The sequence below is a fragment of the Pseudomonas sp. PGPR N4 genome (assembly GCF_059693665.1).
Genome location: NZ_JCAUKV010000001.1, coordinates 1,311,854 through 1,328,740 on the forward strand (window position 1 = coordinate 1,311,854; position 16,887 = coordinate 1,328,740).

General features: G+C 59.4%; 17 protein-coding genes, 2 tRNA genes and 1 pseudogene. 13 read left to right on the forward strand and 7 right to left on the reverse strand.

All coding sequences use genetic code 11. The features are described 5' to 3' along the window. Positions 1-13 precede the first annotated feature (13 nt). Positions 14-1,156: a two-component system sensor histidine kinase NtrB gene (locus AC58X1_RS05860; protein ID WP_220633889.1), complete on the reverse strand. Its 1,143-nt coding sequence runs from the start codon at positions 1,154-1,156 to the stop codon at positions 14-16. 335 nt (positions 1,157-1,491) lie between these two features. Here AC58X1_RS05860 and AC58X1_RS05865 point away from each other — a divergent pair. Both AC58X1_RS05865 and AC58X1_RS05870 read left to right on the forward strand, forming a co-directional pair. Then, a tRNA-Leu gene (locus AC58X1_RS05865) sits at positions 1,492-1,576 on the forward strand. A 103-nt stretch (positions 1,577-1,679) separates the two neighbouring features. Then, entirely contained in the window at positions 1,680-2,093 is a 414-nt protein-coding gene (locus AC58X1_RS05870) for a DoxX family protein (protein WP_150571742.1), read from the forward strand. Between the two features lie 37 nt (positions 2,094-2,130). Here AC58X1_RS05870 and AC58X1_RS05875 read toward each other — a convergent pair whose 3' ends face one another. Then, the gene (locus AC58X1_RS05875; protein WP_150568829.1) at positions 2,131-2,337 is read right to left on the reverse strand and encodes a hypothetical protein; all 207 of its coding nucleotides are present in this window, start codon (positions 2,335-2,337) and stop codon (positions 2,131-2,133) included. 354 nt (positions 2,338-2,691) lie between these two features. After that, positions 2,692-2,859 carry a hypothetical protein gene (locus AC58X1_RS05880; RefSeq protein ID WP_178080775.1) on the reverse strand — a complete coding sequence of 56 codons (168 nt, stop codon included), beginning with the start codon at positions 2,857-2,859 and terminating at the stop codon, positions 2,692-2,694. Between the two features lie 223 nt (positions 2,860-3,082). On the opposite strand from AC58X1_RS05880, the gene AC58X1_RS05885 reads away from it, so the two are divergent. Then, the gene (locus AC58X1_RS05885; RefSeq protein WP_497428504.1) at positions 3,083-3,337 is read left to right on the forward strand and encodes a helix-hairpin-helix domain-containing protein; all 255 of its coding nucleotides are present in this window, start codon (positions 3,083-3,085) and stop codon (positions 3,335-3,337) included. Between the two features lie 151 nt (positions 3,338-3,488). Here AC58X1_RS05885 and AC58X1_RS05890 read toward each other — a convergent pair. Beyond that, positions 3,489-3,629 (reverse strand): annotated as a pseudogene (locus AC58X1_RS05890) (chromate efflux transporter); the annotation flags it as partial. Positions 3,630-3,868: 239 nt separating this feature from the next. On the opposite strand from AC58X1_RS05890, the gene AC58X1_RS05895 reads away from it, so the two are divergent. The 5 genes from AC58X1_RS05895 (at position 3,869) to AC58X1_RS05915 (ending at position 9,840) form a co-directional block, all read left to right on the forward strand. Then, entirely contained in the window at positions 3,869-4,675 is an 807-nt protein-coding gene (locus tag AC58X1_RS05895) for a shikimate dehydrogenase family protein (RefSeq protein WP_150571741.1), read from the forward strand. 105 nt (positions 4,676-4,780) lie between these two features. Beyond that, complete coding sequence (locus AC58X1_RS05900; RefSeq protein WP_101320711.1) at positions 4,781-5,590, forward strand: IclR family transcriptional regulator; 810 nt, start codon at positions 4,781-4,783, stop codon at positions 5,588-5,590. 251 nt (positions 5,591-5,841) lie between these two features. Further along, on the forward strand, positions 5,842-7,185 hold the full coding sequence (locus tag AC58X1_RS05905) for an MFS transporter (protein WP_101320714.1): 1,344 nt from the start codon (positions 5,842-5,844) through the stop codon (positions 7,183-7,185). A gap of 23 nt (positions 7,186-7,208) precedes the next feature. Beyond that, complete coding sequence (locus tag AC58X1_RS05910; RefSeq protein WP_497428505.1) at positions 7,209-8,018, forward strand: sugar phosphate isomerase/epimerase family protein; 810 nt, start codon at positions 7,209-7,211, stop codon at positions 8,016-8,018. A 112-nt stretch (positions 8,019-8,130) separates the two neighbouring features. Beyond that, the gene (locus tag AC58X1_RS05915; RefSeq protein ID WP_497428506.1) at positions 8,131-9,840 is read left to right on the forward strand and encodes an FAD-dependent oxidoreductase; all 1,710 of its coding nucleotides are present in this window, start codon (positions 8,131-8,133) and stop codon (positions 9,838-9,840) included. 69 nt (positions 9,841-9,909) lie between these two features. Here AC58X1_RS05915 and AC58X1_RS05920 read toward each other — a convergent pair whose 3' ends face one another. Beyond that, entirely contained in the window at positions 9,910-11,370 is a 1,461-nt protein-coding gene (locus tag AC58X1_RS05920; protein WP_259072916.1) for an L-lactate permease, read from the reverse strand. 131 nt (positions 11,371-11,501) lie between these two features. Between AC58X1_RS05920 and AC58X1_RS05925 the strand changes: the two genes are divergently transcribed. The 3 genes from AC58X1_RS05925 (at position 11,502) to AC58X1_RS05935 (ending at position 13,996) form a co-directional block, all read left to right on the forward strand. After that, positions 11,502-11,990 carry an Lrp/AsnC family transcriptional regulator gene (locus AC58X1_RS05925; RefSeq protein ID WP_150571736.1) on the forward strand — a complete coding sequence of 163 codons (489 nt, stop codon included), beginning with the start codon at positions 11,502-11,504 and terminating at the stop codon, positions 11,988-11,990. A 180-nt stretch (positions 11,991-12,170) separates the two neighbouring features. After that, positions 12,171-13,589, forward strand: a complete 1,419-nt coding sequence (locus AC58X1_RS05930; RefSeq protein WP_101320725.1) for an ATPase domain-containing protein — start codon at positions 12,171-12,173, stop codon at positions 13,587-13,589. Positions 13,590-13,633: 44 nt separating this feature from the next. Further along, positions 13,634-13,996 (forward strand): response regulator, encoded by a 363-nt coding sequence (locus AC58X1_RS05935; protein WP_101320727.1) that lies wholly within the window; start codon positions 13,634-13,636, stop codon positions 13,994-13,996. Between the two features lie 200 nt (positions 13,997-14,196). On the opposite strand, the gene AC58X1_RS05940 is transcribed toward AC58X1_RS05935, so the two are convergent. Continuing rightward, positions 14,197-14,270 (reverse strand) — tRNA-Cys (locus tag AC58X1_RS05940). Between the two features lie 153 nt (positions 14,271-14,423). Continuing rightward, positions 14,424-15,443 carry a protease SohB gene (sohB, locus tag AC58X1_RS05945; protein WP_101323058.1) on the reverse strand — a complete coding sequence of 340 codons (1,020 nt, stop codon included), beginning with the start codon at positions 15,441-15,443 and terminating at the stop codon, positions 14,424-14,426. A 197-nt stretch (positions 15,444-15,640) separates the two neighbouring features. Here sohB and AC58X1_RS05950 point away from each other — a divergent pair, with 197 nt between their 5' ends. Then, complete coding sequence (locus AC58X1_RS05950; protein ID WP_150568823.1) at positions 15,641-16,351, forward strand: histidine phosphatase family protein; 711 nt, start codon at positions 15,641-15,643, stop codon at positions 16,349-16,351. A 54-nt stretch (positions 16,352-16,405) separates the two neighbouring features. Then, entirely contained in the window at positions 16,406-16,723 is a 318-nt protein-coding gene (locus AC58X1_RS05955) for an SCP2 sterol-binding domain-containing protein (RefSeq protein ID WP_101320731.1), read from the forward strand. The last annotated feature ends 164 nt before the right edge of the window (positions 16,724-16,887 follow it).

Genomic DNA, 16,887 nt, shown 5'->3' on the forward strand with positions numbered 1-16,887 from the left:
TGTCGGGTTTGCGTTAAGGGGGGCTCAGCACCGCCGGCAGGTACAGGCACATACTGGTGCCCTCCCCGACCTTGCTGGACACACAGATGGCACCATTGCTCTGCTTGGCAAACCCATACACCTGGCTAAGACCCAGCCCGGTGCCCTTGCCAAACGGCTTGGTGGTGAAAAACGGCTCGAAGATACGCGGCAGCACATGCGCCTCGATACCCACGCCGGAGTCTTGCACATTAAACCGCACGAACGGCCCGTGCAGGCCCTCGACCTCACCGGCCAGTTGCACGCAATCGACCTCGAGGCGAATCCGCCCCGCACCTTCGATCGCATCGCGCGCATTGAACAGCAGATTGAGCAGAACCATCTGCAATTGGCCAGGGTCGGCCTGGATCAACGGCAGCTCTGCCGCCAGCTGCTGCTCGAATTCGATGCTGCCGGGTAGCGCGTGCTCGATCAAACCACGGGTCGAGTCAATCAGCGCGAGCGGAGCAATGCTCGCCGAACTCAACTGGCGATGGCGGGCAAAACTGAGCAGTTGCTGAGTCAGTTGAGTGCCGCGCTGCCCTGCATCGATGATGTGTTCCAGCAGGCGCTGAACCCGCTGCGGATCCTGGCTGTTGCTGGCCATCCGCGCCGAGCTGAGGATAATCGTCAGCAGGTTGTTGAAGTCATGCGCCAGCCCGCCGGTCAACTGCCCCAGGGCTTCGAGCTTTTGCGCCTGGAACAACTGCGCGCGTACCGCGTCGAGCTGCAGCGCAGACTCGCGCCGGTCGGTGATATCGCGCGTAACCTTGGCCAATCCGATGATCTGGCCCTGCTCATCACGCACCACGTCCAACGCAGCCAACGCCCAGAACTGCGTGCCATCCTGACGCACGCGCCAGCCTTCCTCCTGGGCAACGCCATGCTCCAGGGCCTTGCGCAGGATCTGCTCGGGGCGATCCAGGGCACAGTCTTCAGGCGTGAAAAATACGGAGAAATGCTGGCCGATGATCTCGGCGGCCTTATAGCCCTTGATACGCTCTGCTCCAGCGTTCCACGACACTACGTAGCCAGAGGGATCAAGCATATAGATAGCGTAATCAACCACCGACTGAACGAGCTGCTCGTAGCGGTTGGCGGTCATATCGGATTGGTCCGGAGGGTCGGTTGAAACCATGAAAACTCCACAGGCACCACAAGCTGAGGCATAAACATAATGTTGAGTCTACTCGCCCTTTACAGGCTAAGCGAAGCTCTTGACGAGTAGCCAGCTGACGGAGCCGCTTCAGGCTGGTGATTTCGCTCGCAGTGAGCAGCATGGTCGCTTGAAAAGTCGTGAACAGCGGCTTGATGGCACTATCAATTGCTTTGAGTACAGCCCTCAGGGATCAGCCAGGAATGCCTGCATGGAGGGTGTTTTGTTGACGCATCTATAACGATGGGTTATAAAGCGCGCTTGATTGCAGAGCACCTGTATTACAGCGTGCCGGTCGCGCAGACCCTTTCAAGCGTGCGAGTGTGGTGGAATTGGTATACACAGCAGACTTAAAATCTGCCGGCGTGAGCCTTGCGGGTTCGAGTCCCGCCACTCGCACCACTATTGCGTAAAAGGCGCCCCACAGGGCGCCTTTTGTTTGCGCGCAAGAATTGCTCGCAACTCCTGCTACAGTGAAATCATCCAACTTCACTGGTACCCCGCCATGCGCTATACCCTGTTCGCCGGTCAACGCGATGCCATCATCCTGCTCGCACGCATCCTGCTGATGATCCTGTTCGTGCTCTCGGGCTGGAGCAAACTGACAGGCTTTGAAGGCACCGTCAGCTACTTCACCTCGATAGGTGCACCTGCGCCGACACTGGCAGCAGCCATTGCAGTGATCATGGAGTTCTTCGTCGCAATCGTGCTGATTCTCGGCTTCTACACGCGACCATTGGCGATGCTGTTCGCGCTGTTCGTGGTCGGCACCGCGTTGATCGGCCACCCGTTCTGGGACATGGTCGAGCCTGCGCGCAGCGCCAACATGACGCAGTTCTTCAAGAACATGAGCATTGTCGGTGGTCTGCTGCTGCTCGCCGTGACGGGCGCTGGCAGGTTCTCGCTGGATCGGCGCTGAGTGCGTGCCCTCGGCTTGATCTGCGTGCTGGCGTGAGTCAGTCGTCTACGTCATCGTGCCAGGCAGGATGGTCGTATTCATCGTCGCTGTCATCGAGGGTGCTCTCATCGAGCGTGCTTTCGTCATCCTCGACCTCATCCAGCAAACCCTGGGCATCGGCCTCGGGCGCAAAGTCTTCATAGAGGAATTCGTGATCAAGCAGGTGATCGTGTTCGGGTTCGTGGAGGTCGTGTTCGTCGCTCATACCAGGCTCCTTGAATAGCTCGCCTGTATAAAGCGATCATCGGTGCAGGTCAACGGCTGAACTGTTAATCCCGACTTAACCAGGGCATTGCACCCTGCCTGAGCTCCCTTCAAGAATCCTTGCCTGCCCTACGGCGGGCTTTTTTTTGCCTGCAGATTACCTGAATGATCTTGCTACATCGTCTTCACGTTTTACTGACAAGCCCGGCCAGATACTACACAGGCTCCGTACGATCTTTAGACCCGCCCACCGTTGGCGGGTTTTCTTTGCCTGTGATTCGGCAATCGCGCAATTCGGCGTCCAGCCAGCGCAGCGCAAACGCGCACGCGCCGAAGGACACCTGTTACAGCAGACTCACGGCGTCTTGGCAGCCTGAGCCTTGGTCCAGTGCACCTTGGGCGCGGCAGGATTGAAACCGCTGACGCCTCTTGGCACTTCCTTGATCTCGCCGCCCTTGGACAAGAACTGCTCAATTTGCTCATTCAAGCGCAGTTGAGCGTGATGGGTCGCAGACTGGGACATGCTGATACCTCACTGATGAGCCACCCAGAGAGAGGACTCGCCCGCCACTATACACCGCAAAGCACGTAAGCAGGACTTTAAAGCCAGATAAAGAGAGATCCCTGCCAAATTTGCGCAGATATCAGCAAGATTACCAAGCGTAAAACTTCGCGCTCTTGCCTCGATTGTGGTGGCCTCGAATATGAGTGAAGCTTGGCGAAACTCACGGAGACAGGATGTATCCATGCCGTTTTCAGCGGAGGAACGCGCAGCCCTGCTGGCGCTCAAGGGCGTAGGCCCGACGGTTATCAGCAGGCTTGAGCAGATGGGCATCGAGTCACTGCAGATGTTGGGCGATTCGAGCGTCGACGACATTCTGGCGCAGGCTTCGGCAGCGCTGGGGTCAACTTGCTGGAAGAACAGCCCACAGGCGCGAGCGGCGATAACGGCGGCAGTGATGCTTGGCAAGCAGTCGAGCGTTAGCCTGTCACTGCGCTAGCGCGCTCATCTATCAAACCCACAGCATATGGACTGGCAAACCTGCACCGGCGCAAGCGAATAGAACCTGGATCACTTTTAGCTTGAAGCAGAACAGGGCAATAGCGACAGCAACCGAGACTACCGCTGCAGGCCGGTCAAATGCACCGCTAAATCGAAATCTGCCCGGCGGGCCCACCAAAACTGATGAAGCCTAGCTTGAGCCAGAACAGGAACGCCTGGTAAAGGCCGACCGGCCGCACAACCGGCTTGGATGGGGGCTGCTTGTTCACCGCGCTGGCGCTCTCAACCACCTTGAGCTTGCTCGTCAGCCAAGGCGGTCAGTTGCGAAAGTCGAAACTAGCTCAAAGAAGCCGGACAAGATCGGAATCAGCTTATAAACTGGAATTCAATTCCTTTTTCTATATCATAGCCTCTGACTCAATCGAGCGGCTCGGTCGCACCAATGGGCTGATACGTTCGCGAGCCATACCCTGCTGCTTCGCTTAGGTGCGGGATACGCAGCCTGGGACAGCCCCCTAGGAGAGAATAGATGTCACAGTTGTTGATACCCAGCCCAACTGGCAAGACCCGGATTTTTGCGGTTATCGGTGATCCAGTGAAGCAGGTCAAGGCTCCAGAGCTTCTCAACAGAGTATTCGCTGATGAAGCTGTAGACGCAGTGATGATCGCGGTGCATGCCAGGCCTGAGCAACTCGCGACCGTGATACGTGGCCTCCAGGCGATGGATAATTTTTCCGGCATGCTGATCACCATTCCGCACAAGTTTGCTGCTCGAGATTTCGCGGAGTCGGTGAGCGTTGCCGTGCAGGTTTCTGGCAGCACCAATGCAATGCGCCGCAACGAACAGGGCGGGTGGGAAGCGGATAACTTCGATGGCGCGGGATTTACCTTGAGCCTTCAGCGCAAAGGGTATGACCTGATCGGGAAACGCGTCGTACTGGCCGGTGGTGGGGGTGCGGGTAGTTCGATCGCTGTCGCATTATTGCAAGCAGAGGTGGGCCGACTGTATCTACAGGAACCGGATGCCCTGAAAGCCGATGCACTGCTCGCCAGACTAAACCAGCACTGGCCTGGCCGATGCGAGCTTGCTCAGCCACACCACCTTGAGGTAGCCGATATCGTTATCAACGCAACGCCGCTAGGCCTCTCGGAGGATGATCCACTTCCGCTAGAGCTTGCCGCCGTGCCTGCCGGGGCCTTGGTTGCAGATATCATCATGCAACCTGCAGAAACTCGTCTGTTACGAACTGCAAAGGCCGCCGGGCACCCCGTGCACGCTGGTAGCCACATGCTCAGTGAGCAATTAGGCTGCTACAGACAGTTCTTCAGGATCTGAGCCAAAAAACCGGATGAATCGGCAATTCAACGTGGATAACATTTGTCCGGAGGTGGCTGCCACTATCCATGGGCCGCTGATCTATCGCAAACCTAAGGAAACAACATGAGCAATGCGCTTGAACGCGGCCTGCATGCCATCGAGTTGCTCGCCGGCAAAAGCTCCGGGCTGGCACTTCAACAAGTAGCGGAAGCCTTGGACATTCCGCCGAGCGCGACCCACCGCATGCTCAATTGCCTGGTCGAACAAGGTTTCGTGCGCCAGGAGCATCAGCACGGCAATTACGTGCTTGCCCTGAAGCTGGTCTCACTGGCGCTCAAGCATCTGTCCAAGAGCGACATGGTCGACCTAGCCCGGCCGATACTCGAGCGCCTGGCGCAAGCGTCCGGCGAGCTTGTGCGCTTGAGCATTGTAGATGGCGATAACCTGATCTGGATCTCCAAGGCCCAGGGCAGCCGCTCCGGTCTGCGCTACGATCCCGATGCGGGTGCCGAGGCCAAGCTCTGCTGCACGGCGTCTGGCCTGGCCTGGTTGAGCTGCCTCAGCAACGAGCGCGCGCTGGAGTTGGTCTACCGGCAAGGCCTGGCTAAACCGGGCGAATATGGCCCCAATGCGGCCACCACCATCGAACACCTGCTCGACAACCTGAAGATCGCCCGTGAGCAGGGCTATGCCAGCGTCGACGAGAGCTTTGAAATTGGCGCCGCCTCGATGGCTGCAGCAATTCGCGATTCGCAGCAGCAGGTCGTCGGCGTGATCAGTATCGCCGGCCCCAGCGTCCGCCTCCCCGCCGAGCGCATGCAAGCGCTGAAGGCAGCGTTGCTGGACGCCGTAGAAGAGATCACCGCGATCAACCTGGACAGCCTCCCAAAGCTGTCGCTGATGACCTCCCACATCAGCGAACACACCGCCTGATCGGCACCTCGCTTGACCGCGGCCTGGCTTACTGACCTGGCCGCCACTCCCTAGCAATTGCTCGACAGCAGGCCCTTCACAGGCCGTGGATTGCCAGCGCCCAAAAACGAATTGGAATCCAATATGAATATGGAATGGATTTCCAATTATGATAATATCGGCTTACCGACCCCGGTAATGCCTTGGCGCCAACCTGCCAGCCCATCACCCGGAAAAGGCATTTTCATAAAAACAAAAAGCAGGAGTTATCCATGGCGAACCCTCCAGATGTAGATGTGAGCACCTTCATGGATGCTCGAAAGATGAGCACCCGACAGTGGCTGGTGCTGTTCCTCGGTTTCATGGTGCTGGTGTTTGACGGCTTCGACACCACCGCGATCGGCTTCATTGCCCCGGCGCTGGTCGACGACTGGGGCGTGCTGCGCCAGGACCTCGGCCCGGTAATGATGAGCGGGCTGCTCGGGCTGGCATTCGGTTCGTTGACTGCCGGGCCATTGGCCGACCGCTTCGGCCGCAGGCCAGTCATCATCGGCTCGGTGCTGTTGTTCGGTTTCTGGAGCCTGGCCTCCGCCTGGTCGACCGGGATCACCAGCCTGACGATACTGCGCTTTCTGACCGGGGTTGGGCTGGGTGCCTCGATGCCCAATACGGCGACCCTGATCTCGGAATACGCCCCCAAGCGCTACCGCTCTCACATGGTCTCGTTCATCTACTGCGGCTTTGCCTTTGGTGCGGCACTGGGTGGTTTGGGCAGTGAGTGGCTGATCGAAAACTTCGGCTGGCGGTCAGTGTTGGTGGCCGGCGGCGTGCTGCCGATTGCGTTCGCCCTTCTGCTGCTCTTGAGCCTTCCGGAGTCCATCCGCTTCCTGGCGCAGAACAGTGCCTTGAAGGACCGCCTGATCAAGGAAATCAACAAGGTTGCTCCGGGCCTGGCCAACGCCCAGACGCGTTTCCATAGCAGCGAAGCGGCGATCAAGGCGACAGGCAAGGTCAGTGCCCTCTTCGCGCCCGGTTTCACCCTGGGCACCTGCATGATCTGGGTCACTCTGTTCATGGGTCTGCTGACCATGTACCTGCTGTCGAGCTGGCTGCCGCTGCTCAGCCGCGATGCTGGTCTGAGCATGGGTCAGGCGGCGCTGCTGGGCTCGTTGCTGCAGATCGGCGGCATGCTGGGCAACTTCACCGTCGGCATGAAGATGGACCGCTGGGAACACCACAAGGTGGTCGGCGCCACGGTGTTCTGCGGCGGGGCCTGCGCAGTGCTGATCGCCTTGCAGCAGCCGACCATGCAGGTGCTCTGCCCGTTGATACTGCTACTGGGCTACTTTCTGAACGGCGTAAACGTCGGCGGCTACGCGCTGGCCGCCTCCTTCTACCCCACTCAGATCCGCGCCACCGGCGTTTGCTGGGCCACTGGCATTGGCCGGCTGGGCGCGATCAGCGGCGCCGGGATCGGTGCACTGATGCTCGCCTCGCAATGGAATTTCAGCCAGGTCTTCCTGTTCCTCGCCATTCCTTCCCTGATCGGGGTTACAGCGCTGTGGATCAAAAGTCGCAAGCGCGACGCGTCGGCAATCCCCGCTGCCATCAACTGAAGCCAACTGTAGGTAGACACGCCATGCAAGCCAGCTATTCCATTGCACAACTGACCGCGCTCGCGTTAACCCCGCCGGAAATGATCGAACTGGCTGCACGCACCGGCTATGACCAGGCTGGCGTGCGTTTGCTGCCGGTGGCGCCAGGGGCAGTCGCCTATTCCTTGATGGACGACAAACCGATGTTGCGCGAAACCCTCGCGCGCATCGACGACACCGGGGTCAAAGTCTTTGATCTGGAATTGATCCGCCTCGACGGGCAATTCGACGTGCAGCGTTATCTGCCGTTCCTCGAAGTCGGCGCGCAGCTCGGCGCCAAGGCCGTACTGGTGGCAGGCGACGACCCGGAACCCAACCGGCTGATCGAACACTATGCGCGGCTATGCGACGCCATGCAGCCCTTCGGCCTGTCGGCAGACCTGGAGTTCATGCCGTGGACGGCTGTCCGCGACCTGGCCAGTGCACTGCACATCGTTGAACAGGCCGACCGCGCCAACGGCGGCATCCTGGTTGACGCGTTGCATTTCGACCGTTCCGACAGTCGCTTCGAGGACTTGCAACGTATCCCCACGCAATGGCTGAACTACGCGCAGATATGCGACGGCCCAGCGCTGCGACCGAACACCCGTGACGGCCTGATTCAAGCAGCGCGTGGCGAGCGTCTATTGCCGGGCGAGGGCGATATCGACCTGGCGAGGATCTGGCGCAGCCTCCCGGCTACGGTCCCGGTCAGCGTCGAAATCCCCCATGACCGCAGGGTTGCGCAAGTGGGCGTCGAAGCCTGGGCACGACAGGCGCTGACCGCTGCCAAGGCAATTATCGAACCGCTCTGATCCGTTTGAGCAACCACAGCAGGCAACTGCTGAATGCTGCCGACACTTCACCTGCACAAGGGCGGGCTGCCAAACCGCCCATGAATTACCACGCCATGAAGGAGCAACCATAATGAGCACCATCGCCCCCCTCCCCTGGGACCAGGAAGTCGACCTGCTGGTATTCGGCGCAGGCGCTGCAGGCATGACCAGCGCATTGATGGCCAGCCACCACGGGCTGGACGTGCTGCTGTGTGAAAAGACCGCCGTGGTGGGCGGCATCAGCGCGACCTCAGGCGGCACCACCTGGGTACCCGGCACCCACCAAAGCCAACGCGCAGGTGTACCGGACAGCGCGGCAGAGGCCGCGACCTTCCTCAAGGCGGTGGTTGGCGAACGCGGCGGTGAAGCGTTGCGCGAAGCTTTCCTTGCCAGCGGGCCACAAGCGATTGATGAACTCGAGCGCATCAGCGAGGTTAAATTCGTTGCAGCCGCCGCTCATCCCGATTACGTCAGCGGCCCCGGTGCAGCGTTCGGTGGCCGCGCCCTGGCGCCCCTCGCGTTCGATGGCAGGCTGCTGGGCAAAGACTTCGCCCGCGTGCGCCCACCTCGGCGCGAGTTCATGGGTCTGGGCGGCATGATGGTGCCACGCGCCGATCTGGATGCGCTGCTTTCGCCCTTCGCTTCGATGCACCACCTGACTCGCACCCTGAGCACAGTCGGCCGCTATTGCATCGACCGCCTGAGCTACCCACGCGGCACCAATCTGGTGATGGGCAACGCCCTGGTCGCCAGGCTGTTCTACAGCCTGCGCCAGCACAAGGTGGCGCTGCGCTTTGAAACCCCTTTGCACGAACTCATTGTGGACAACGGTCACGTAATGGGCGCCGTGGTGCTGCACAACGGCGAGGCCATGCGCATCCGCGCGCGTCGTGGCGTGGTGCTGGCTACCGGGGGCCTGACGCGCCATCCAACCCTACGCAAACAGCTGTTCCCGAGCGCTGCCCAAGCCCTTTCACTGTCGCCCCTGACCCACACCGGCGACGGCATCGATCGCGCGCTGAAGGCCAATGCCCAGCTCGACGACGGCCACGACAGTCCAGGCCTGTGGATGCCCTGCTCGATCCGCACCGCGAAGGACGGCTACCAGGCCATATGGCCACACATCCTGCTCGACCGCGCCAAGCCTGGATTGATCGCCGTGAACGCCCAAGGCAAGCGCTTCGTCAACGAGTCGGACTCCTACCACGACTTCGTCATGGGCATGCTTAACGACGGCAGCGCCACTGCTCACCTGATCTGTGACCAGACCTTCCTGCAACGCTACGGCCTGGGCCTGGTCATGCCGCTGCGCAGCGCCATCAATAATGCCAGGTTCGTCAAAGCCGGCTACTTGATCAAAGGCAGCACCCTGGACGAACTTGCCAGCAAGCTCAAGGTTGATGCCGAGGGGCTGGCAAACACAGTCAGAACCTACAACGCCGCCGCTGCAAACGGTGACGACCCTGCATTCAACCGCGGTAGCAGCCACATGAACCGTCACAATGGCGACCCGCAGCAACTGCCCAACCCCTGCGTGCGCCCCATAGGCGATGGGCCCTACTATGCCGTCACAGTGCAACCGGCCGATCTCGCCTGCAGCGCAGGCTTGAGTGGTAACGCCGATGGCCAGGTGCTGGACATGCAAGGCCAGGTGATCGAGGGGCTATACGCTTGCGGCAATGACCTTGCTTCAATCTTTCGCGGCACCTACCCAGGCCCAGGCACCACGCTGGGACCTGCGATCGTATTCGGCTGGCGAGTGGCGCGGCACGCTGCGCGAGTTGCTGATCGCCAGTGTTGAAGCTAGCGACCAGTGAGCGCCTGCTTCGGGTTCAGGCTGTGTGAAAAAGTGCCATCCGCCAACACCAGGCTAGCCAAGCCATCCACTCAGCATCGCGGCGCCCAACGCGACTAACGCGGTATTGAGGCAGACCAGCATGAAGCCGAACCTTATCAGTTCGCCTTCCTCCTTGGCCTGGGTTTTGGCAAGCCCCAGAATCAGCATGACAACCGATAGCGAGCCCAGCGCCGCATGCCCCGCCGAGCTGTTCTGGACGGCAGCCAGCAGTAGGCGGGAGGACTCGGGCAACATCGCGATGGCCGGCATGAAGATCGCATTGCCGCCTACATTCGACCCGGTCATGTAGCCAGACAACGCGCCAAACAGGGCAACCAACGACGTCGCGGCGGTGGGCGACAGCCCAGCCAGCAGTTGCATCAACCCCGCAAGGAAGCCGGCCTTAACCATCATCTGCGACATCGCGAGAAAGAAGAAAATAGTCAGCAATGGCCGCTTCGCCCGAGCCAACAGCGCAGCAGGCAAGTTAACGTCGTGTGCGGTCCAGGATTGTATGTTGCGCGCGTGAGCGCCTAGCACGATCAGCACCATGACCAACGCCAGACCTGGTGAGGCGAGTGGCTTCCAGTTGACCTGGGCGCCCTGTACAACCCAGTGCTCCTGCCAGGAGGTGATCGCCCACAGCATCTTCAAGCCGACAATGCAGACAATCAGCACCAGATACGGCCATGCCTGACGCGGCCATTGCACCGGACCGCGCTCGCTGTCGTTGCGGCGCAGGCGCCACAGCCCAACAGAGAGTATCGCTGCTGCCGTCACCAGGCCCGCAGCAACGCCGGCTACTTCCGGCCCCAGCCACCGACTTGCACTGTAAAGAACGCCCACAAACAGCAGCCAGAAAACGCCCAACGCCCCCCATCCCCGCGAGTCACGAACGCCTGCAAGATAGAGCGCGAGTGCACTGAGGGCGAAGAAAACCGGGGCGCTGGTCAATGCCGAGGTCGATGCCAGCATGGATGCGTCCAGATGAACCAACGAAGCACCAATGACAGATGCAAGGCCCAGCGTTCCCCAGGGCATAATGGCCATGCCGGCCAGTGCGATCCGTAACGCGACCCGACGCTCGAAGAGACTGAGCAGCAGGGGCACTGTAGCGATCAACGACACGCCGAAACCAGTCATCGCTTCGAGCAACGGTGCCAACCCAAGGACAATTAACACGACTTGATCGCCGCGCCCAAGCCCCAGTGACCGCACCCATTGGCTCAGCGCCAGATTGACGCCCATGCGCTCGATAAAAATCACGAAGAGCAGACCTGGGACGATCACGAAAGCGGTACTTGCAAACAGCACGGCGGTATCTTGAGCGGCGGCCACCATACTGCTCAGACGCCATGCGTCTGCCGCGCCGGCGAGCCAGAGCACAATGACTAACAGAGTGCCTGCAACGGCGGCGTGAACGGGCGGCCGGCGCAATACCACGAGCATGGCTGTAACCAACAGGACCGGGGAAAGATGGAACAGTGCGAGCATGCCAACAATATCCTGTGTGTGTTCCCGAATAGGCTGCGTACGCAGACTGCTGGCAAGATAATATTGCTCTTACCTAGATAAAGGGCCGCAGTTTTCTGGTAGTTTTCGAGAAAATTTCTCACGGATTTACAATGGCGAAAAACGACGCTGCACCTGAATCGTTGGACAAATTTGACCGTGCCATCCTGGACCTGGTCCAACGTGACAACACCATGCCACTGCGGCTTATGGCCGAGCAGGTCAATCTTTCCACGGCCGCCGTTCAGCGCCGCATCAAACGAATGGAAGACGGGGGAGTCATCACGGGCAACGTAGCCATCGTCGATCCCACCGCCGTAGGCCGGCCGATCACGATCATCGTGGAAGTGATGGCTGAGCGCACCAGCATCGAGGCGCTGGAGGCGATGAAGGCACACTTCGCGGTGCCCGAAGTTCAGCAGTGTTACTACGTCACCGGCGAAGTGGATTTCGTTCTGGTACTCACCGTTGCCAGCATGAAGGAATACCAGACTCTGGCGCGGCGACTGTTTGCTGAAAACTCCAACGTTACCTGGTTCAAGACAATCGTCGCGCTGGACCGTGTGAAAGTCGGACTTGATGTACCAAGCATGGCCGGGTAGAGGCTCATGCAAAAGCCTCTGGTGGCTCGCGCCATGGCAGCAAACTTGCGGCCCAGGTCGCCAGCTCAACAAAAGCCACGACTGCTGCGCACTAGTCGGCAATAGCCCCTGAACGAATTTGGCGTTAGCATCACACCCTTAGTCGGCTTAACAGCCTGTTTTTCAGATCAGGGTCGCATCGTGGAAAAGCTCAAACGCCTCCAAAGTGGAATAGAAGGACTGGACGCTCTGCTCAAGGGCGGGCTGGTCGCAGGTGCCTCGTACATTATCCAAGGGCGCCCAGGTTCCGGCAAAACGATCCTGGCCAACCAACTTGGATTCCATCATGCGAACAATGGCGGCCGCGTTTTGGTTGCCACTCTGCTGGCCGAGTCACATGACCGTCTTTTTCAGTTTCTTTCCACACTGAGCTTTTTCGACTCATCCAGGATTGGCGAAGAAATTCAGTTCGTCAGCGCATTTGACACGCTGGAAAACGAAGGTCTGGATGAGGTAGTGAAGCTGCTGCGTCGCGAGATCAGCCGTCGCAAAGCCACCGTACTGGTCGTCGATGGCCTGCTCAATGCGCGCTCCAAAGCCGACTCACACATCGACACCAAAAAGTTCATCTCAGAGCTGCAGGGCCACGCTGCTTTTGCCGGTTGCACCGTGCTGTTTCTCACCAGTTCACGGCTTGACGACGGTAGCCCTGAGCACACCATGGTCGATGGCGTCATTGAAATAGGCGAAGAGCTGTTCGGCACCCGCTCGGTACGGCGCATTCAACTGCGTAAAACGCGCGGCAGTGCTGCGCTGGCAGGCCTTCACGAGTGTGAGATTACTGACAACGGGCTGGTGGTTTATCCTCGTCTGGAAAGCCTGTACAGCCACCCGTCCGCACCCGACAGTGCTGACATGACGCGCATTGGCAGTGGGATTGCCTCACTGGACACGATACTGGGAGGCGGCCTTTACAGTTCCAGCGTGTCTTTGGTCATGGGCCCTTCCGGCATCGGCAAAACAACGCTGGGTCTGAAGTTCTTGGCGGAGTCGACGGTGGACAGCCCAGGGCTGCATTTTGGCTTCTACGAAAGCCCGCAACGGCTACGGCTCAAGGGCGACTCACTGGGCATCGACATCAAAGGCATGGAAGACAGTGGCGCCCTGACCATCGCCTGGCAGCCAACAACCGAAGGTCTGCTGGACGGGCTCGGTGCTCGACTGCTGAGCATTGTCGAAGACAAAGGTATCAAGCGCGTGTTCGTCGACAGCCTTAGCGGCATGACCCGAGTCGCGACCAATCCGGCAAGAATTACTGACTTCCTCAGCGCGCTGATGAACGAGCTGCGCGCCCGAGGTGTCACGGTACTGGCAACGTGGGAAATGCGCGATCTGCTGGGCTCCGAGGTCAGCGCGCCCAACTCCGACCTGTCGAGCATCGTCGACAACCTGATGCTGATGCGCTTCGCCGAGAATGACTTTGAACTAAAGCGAACGCTGTCCGTTCTTAAAGTCCGAGACAGCGCTTATGATCCCTCCCGATTCGAGGTCGTCATCCAAGCCCAGGATGTTTTACTCAAAAAGGCTTCAAGACATGAACCATCAGTCCCAACTGAGTGATGTCCTGGTTCTATCTCTTAGGTTTTTGAGTGGATTAAAATAAAGTGACTACCATCTTGGTCGTCGACGACGAATATTTAATTGCTGACATTCTCAGCTTCGCGCTGGAGGATGAGGGGTTTTCCGTGGTAACGGCCAGCAATGGCCGAAAAGGACTCGATGCTCTGGACAGAGTCAAGCCTGCCTTGATCATCACCGACTTCATGATGCCGGCCATGGACGGCCTGGAATTCGCTACCGCCGTGCGAGCCCTGCCATCGCTACATCAAGTACCGATTATTCTGATAAGCGGCGCCCAGGCACATATCGGTATGCAGCGACCGGATTTATTTGACGCGGTATTGCCTAAGCCCTTCAATATCGATGCAATTATCGCCGAGGTCAGAAAACTGCTGCATTCAGCGTAGCCGTGCCCGCGCGGCTCACTGACTGCACCGGCTACAGCCGAGTCATCGCCCGAGCCCGCTCGGTTGCGCAGCTGCCTCATCGGTGATTTCTGCCTGTTCGGCACCCACCAATAAACATTGGACTTCAGCTGCTTCACTCCATACTTTTCCGGCCCACAAAGAAAAACCCCGCAGACGTTAATCTGCGGGGCTTTCAAATATGGAGGCCGAGGTCGGAATCGAACCGGCGTAGACGGATTTGCAATCCGGAGCATAACCACTTTGCTACTCGGCCTCAAAGGTTGGATCTAGCGGCTTGCGCCCTGCTATCTCCTTGAAACTTCAGCGCTTTTTCAAGCTTGCTGCGCTTCAATGGACGCCATTATGTCTGCATTCGCTTGGCCTTGCAACCCCCATGTCAGAAAAAATCTTCAAGGGGTTCAAGGTGTTAGCGTAGGCGGCCGAGCTTGCTCCACAGCCCCACCAAGGTGTTCTCAACCGCGCCGCTGGCGGCCACACCAATGCGCTCCTGCAAGCTTTTGCGTTCGGCAAACCGCAGGTGGTAAAGGTTGGCTTCACGGGCGCGGTCACTGAGGTATTCGTCGCTGGTGCGCAGCTCATCAACCAGCTGCATGTTCAGCGCCGCAACACCCAGCCAGACCTCGCCGGTGGCCACTTCGTCCATGTGCAGCTGCGGGCGATAACGACCAACAAAGTCCTTGAACAGCTGATGGGTGACGTCGAGGTCTTCCTGGAACTTCTCGCGGCCCTTCTCGGTGTTCTCGCCAAATACGGTCAGCGTGCGTTTGTACTCACCGGCGGTCAGCACTTCAAAATCGATGTCGTGCTTTTTGAGCAGGCGATTGACGTTTGGCAACTGAGCGACCACGCCGATCGAGCCAAGGATGGCAAACGGTGCGCTGACGATCTTGTCGCCGATGCAGGCCATCATGTAACCGCCGCTGGCAGCAACCTTGTCGATGCACACGGTGAGTGGGATACCGGCCTGACGGATGCGCGCCAGTTGCGACGAGGCCAGGCCGTAACTGTGCACCAGCCCACCGCCGCTCTCGAGCCGCAGCACGACTTCATCACGCGGAGTGGCGAGGGTCAGCAGTGCGGTAATTTCATTACGCAGACTTTCGGTGGCAGAGGCTTTGATGTCGCCATCGAAATCAAGAACGAAGACCCGCGCCTTGTCCTCGCCCTTGGCTTTCTTCTGCTGCTTGTCGGCCTTGGCCTGCTGCTTGCGCAGGGCCTTGAGTTGAGCCTTGTCGAACAGGCCCGCCTCGAGCCGCTCACGCAGCGCCTTGTAGAAGTCGTTGAGACGGGTGACCTGCAACTGCCCGCCGGGCTTGCCGCGGCCTTTGCCGCGCAGGCCGGCAATAGCCGAAAGCACCACCAGAAAAGCAATCACCAGGGTGGCGGTTTTGGCGAGAAAGCTTGCGTATTCTGCAAGAAACTCCACGTTGACTCCTTTATAAATCAGCACCTGCACGGTGCGAAACTGCTGCCAGCATACCGGGGCGTACCGGGCACTGCCAGCAGGCGAAAACGCTGGCAACATCTTTCAAACAAGCTTTTCAAACGCTTGTATGTTTTTTCGTTGACAGCCACTCTGGCGCATCCTAACCTCCCAGCAACTTCACTCGGCCGGATATCGATGTGGGCAACCTCTACCTGATCCGACATGGCCAAGCCTCGTTTGGTGCCACCGACTACGACGTACTGTCGCCGGTCGGCGTGCGTCAGAGCCAGGCCTTGGGCAGCCATCTGGCCAACCTCGGCTTGCGCCTGGATCGTTGTATCGCCGGCGACCTGCGCCGGCAACAGGACACCGCCCTGCTCGCGCTCGAAACCATGAGCACCCTGGGCTGCGCGGTGCCGGCGCTGGAGACCGATGCCGGCTTCAATGAATTCGACGCCGACGGGGTGATTCGCACACTGCTGCCGGCGCTGCTGCCAGAGGAGCCGCGGGCGCTGCATGTGCTCAGCAACGCTGCGCAAAACCGCAGCGAGTTTCAGCGCCTGTTTGCCTTGATGGTGCAGCGCTGGCACGACGGCCAGCATCCGGCCGATGGGCTGGAGAGCTGGGAGGCTTTTACCGGCCGCCTGCGCAGTGCCCTGCAGCGGGTGTTGGACGCCGCCGACAGCGGCGACAACGTGGCTGTTTTCACCTCGGGCGGCAGCATCGCCGCCCTGCTCCACCTGATTACCGGCATCACCCCCAGCCAGGCGTTTGCGCTGAACTGGCAGATTATCAACACGTCGTTCAGCCAGCTGAAGTTTCGCGGCCATGACGTGGCACTGGCTTCCTTCAACTGTCAGGCCCATGTGCAGCTGTTGAAGGCGCCGGAGCTCATCACCTATAGGTGAGCCCGGCCTGTTGTGTCCCTGCGGACGCGAATTTCACTTAACAAGGAATACACCATGAGCGATGTAGCTAAAGCCGTCGAAGCGATGAAAGCCAAGTTCAATCCCGCTGCTGCTGAAGGCCTGGACCTGGTGTTCGGCTTCAACATCACCGACGAAGACAAGCAGTACGCGCTGGTCGTCAAAGACGGCACCTGCGACATCCAGGAAGGTGAAAACCCAGACGCCAACTGCACCCTGGTGCTGGACAGCGAGACCCTCAAAGGCATCGTCAGCGGCGAAACCGATGGCATGCAAGCGTTCATGGGCGGCAAGCTGCGCGTTGAAGGCGACATGATGCTGTCGATGAAGCTCAGCGAGCTGTTCCCTGCCTGAGTGGCAACGACGACTGTCTGAAAGAAACCGAAGCCAGGACCGGCTTCGGTTTTTTTTTGCCTGCTACGGCGCTCATCGCCCAGTGTAGGTAACGCGCATCAAGCGTACTGATCAAGCGCCAACACGCCTGCCTATATGGCGACTGGCACGCTTGTTCCATTACA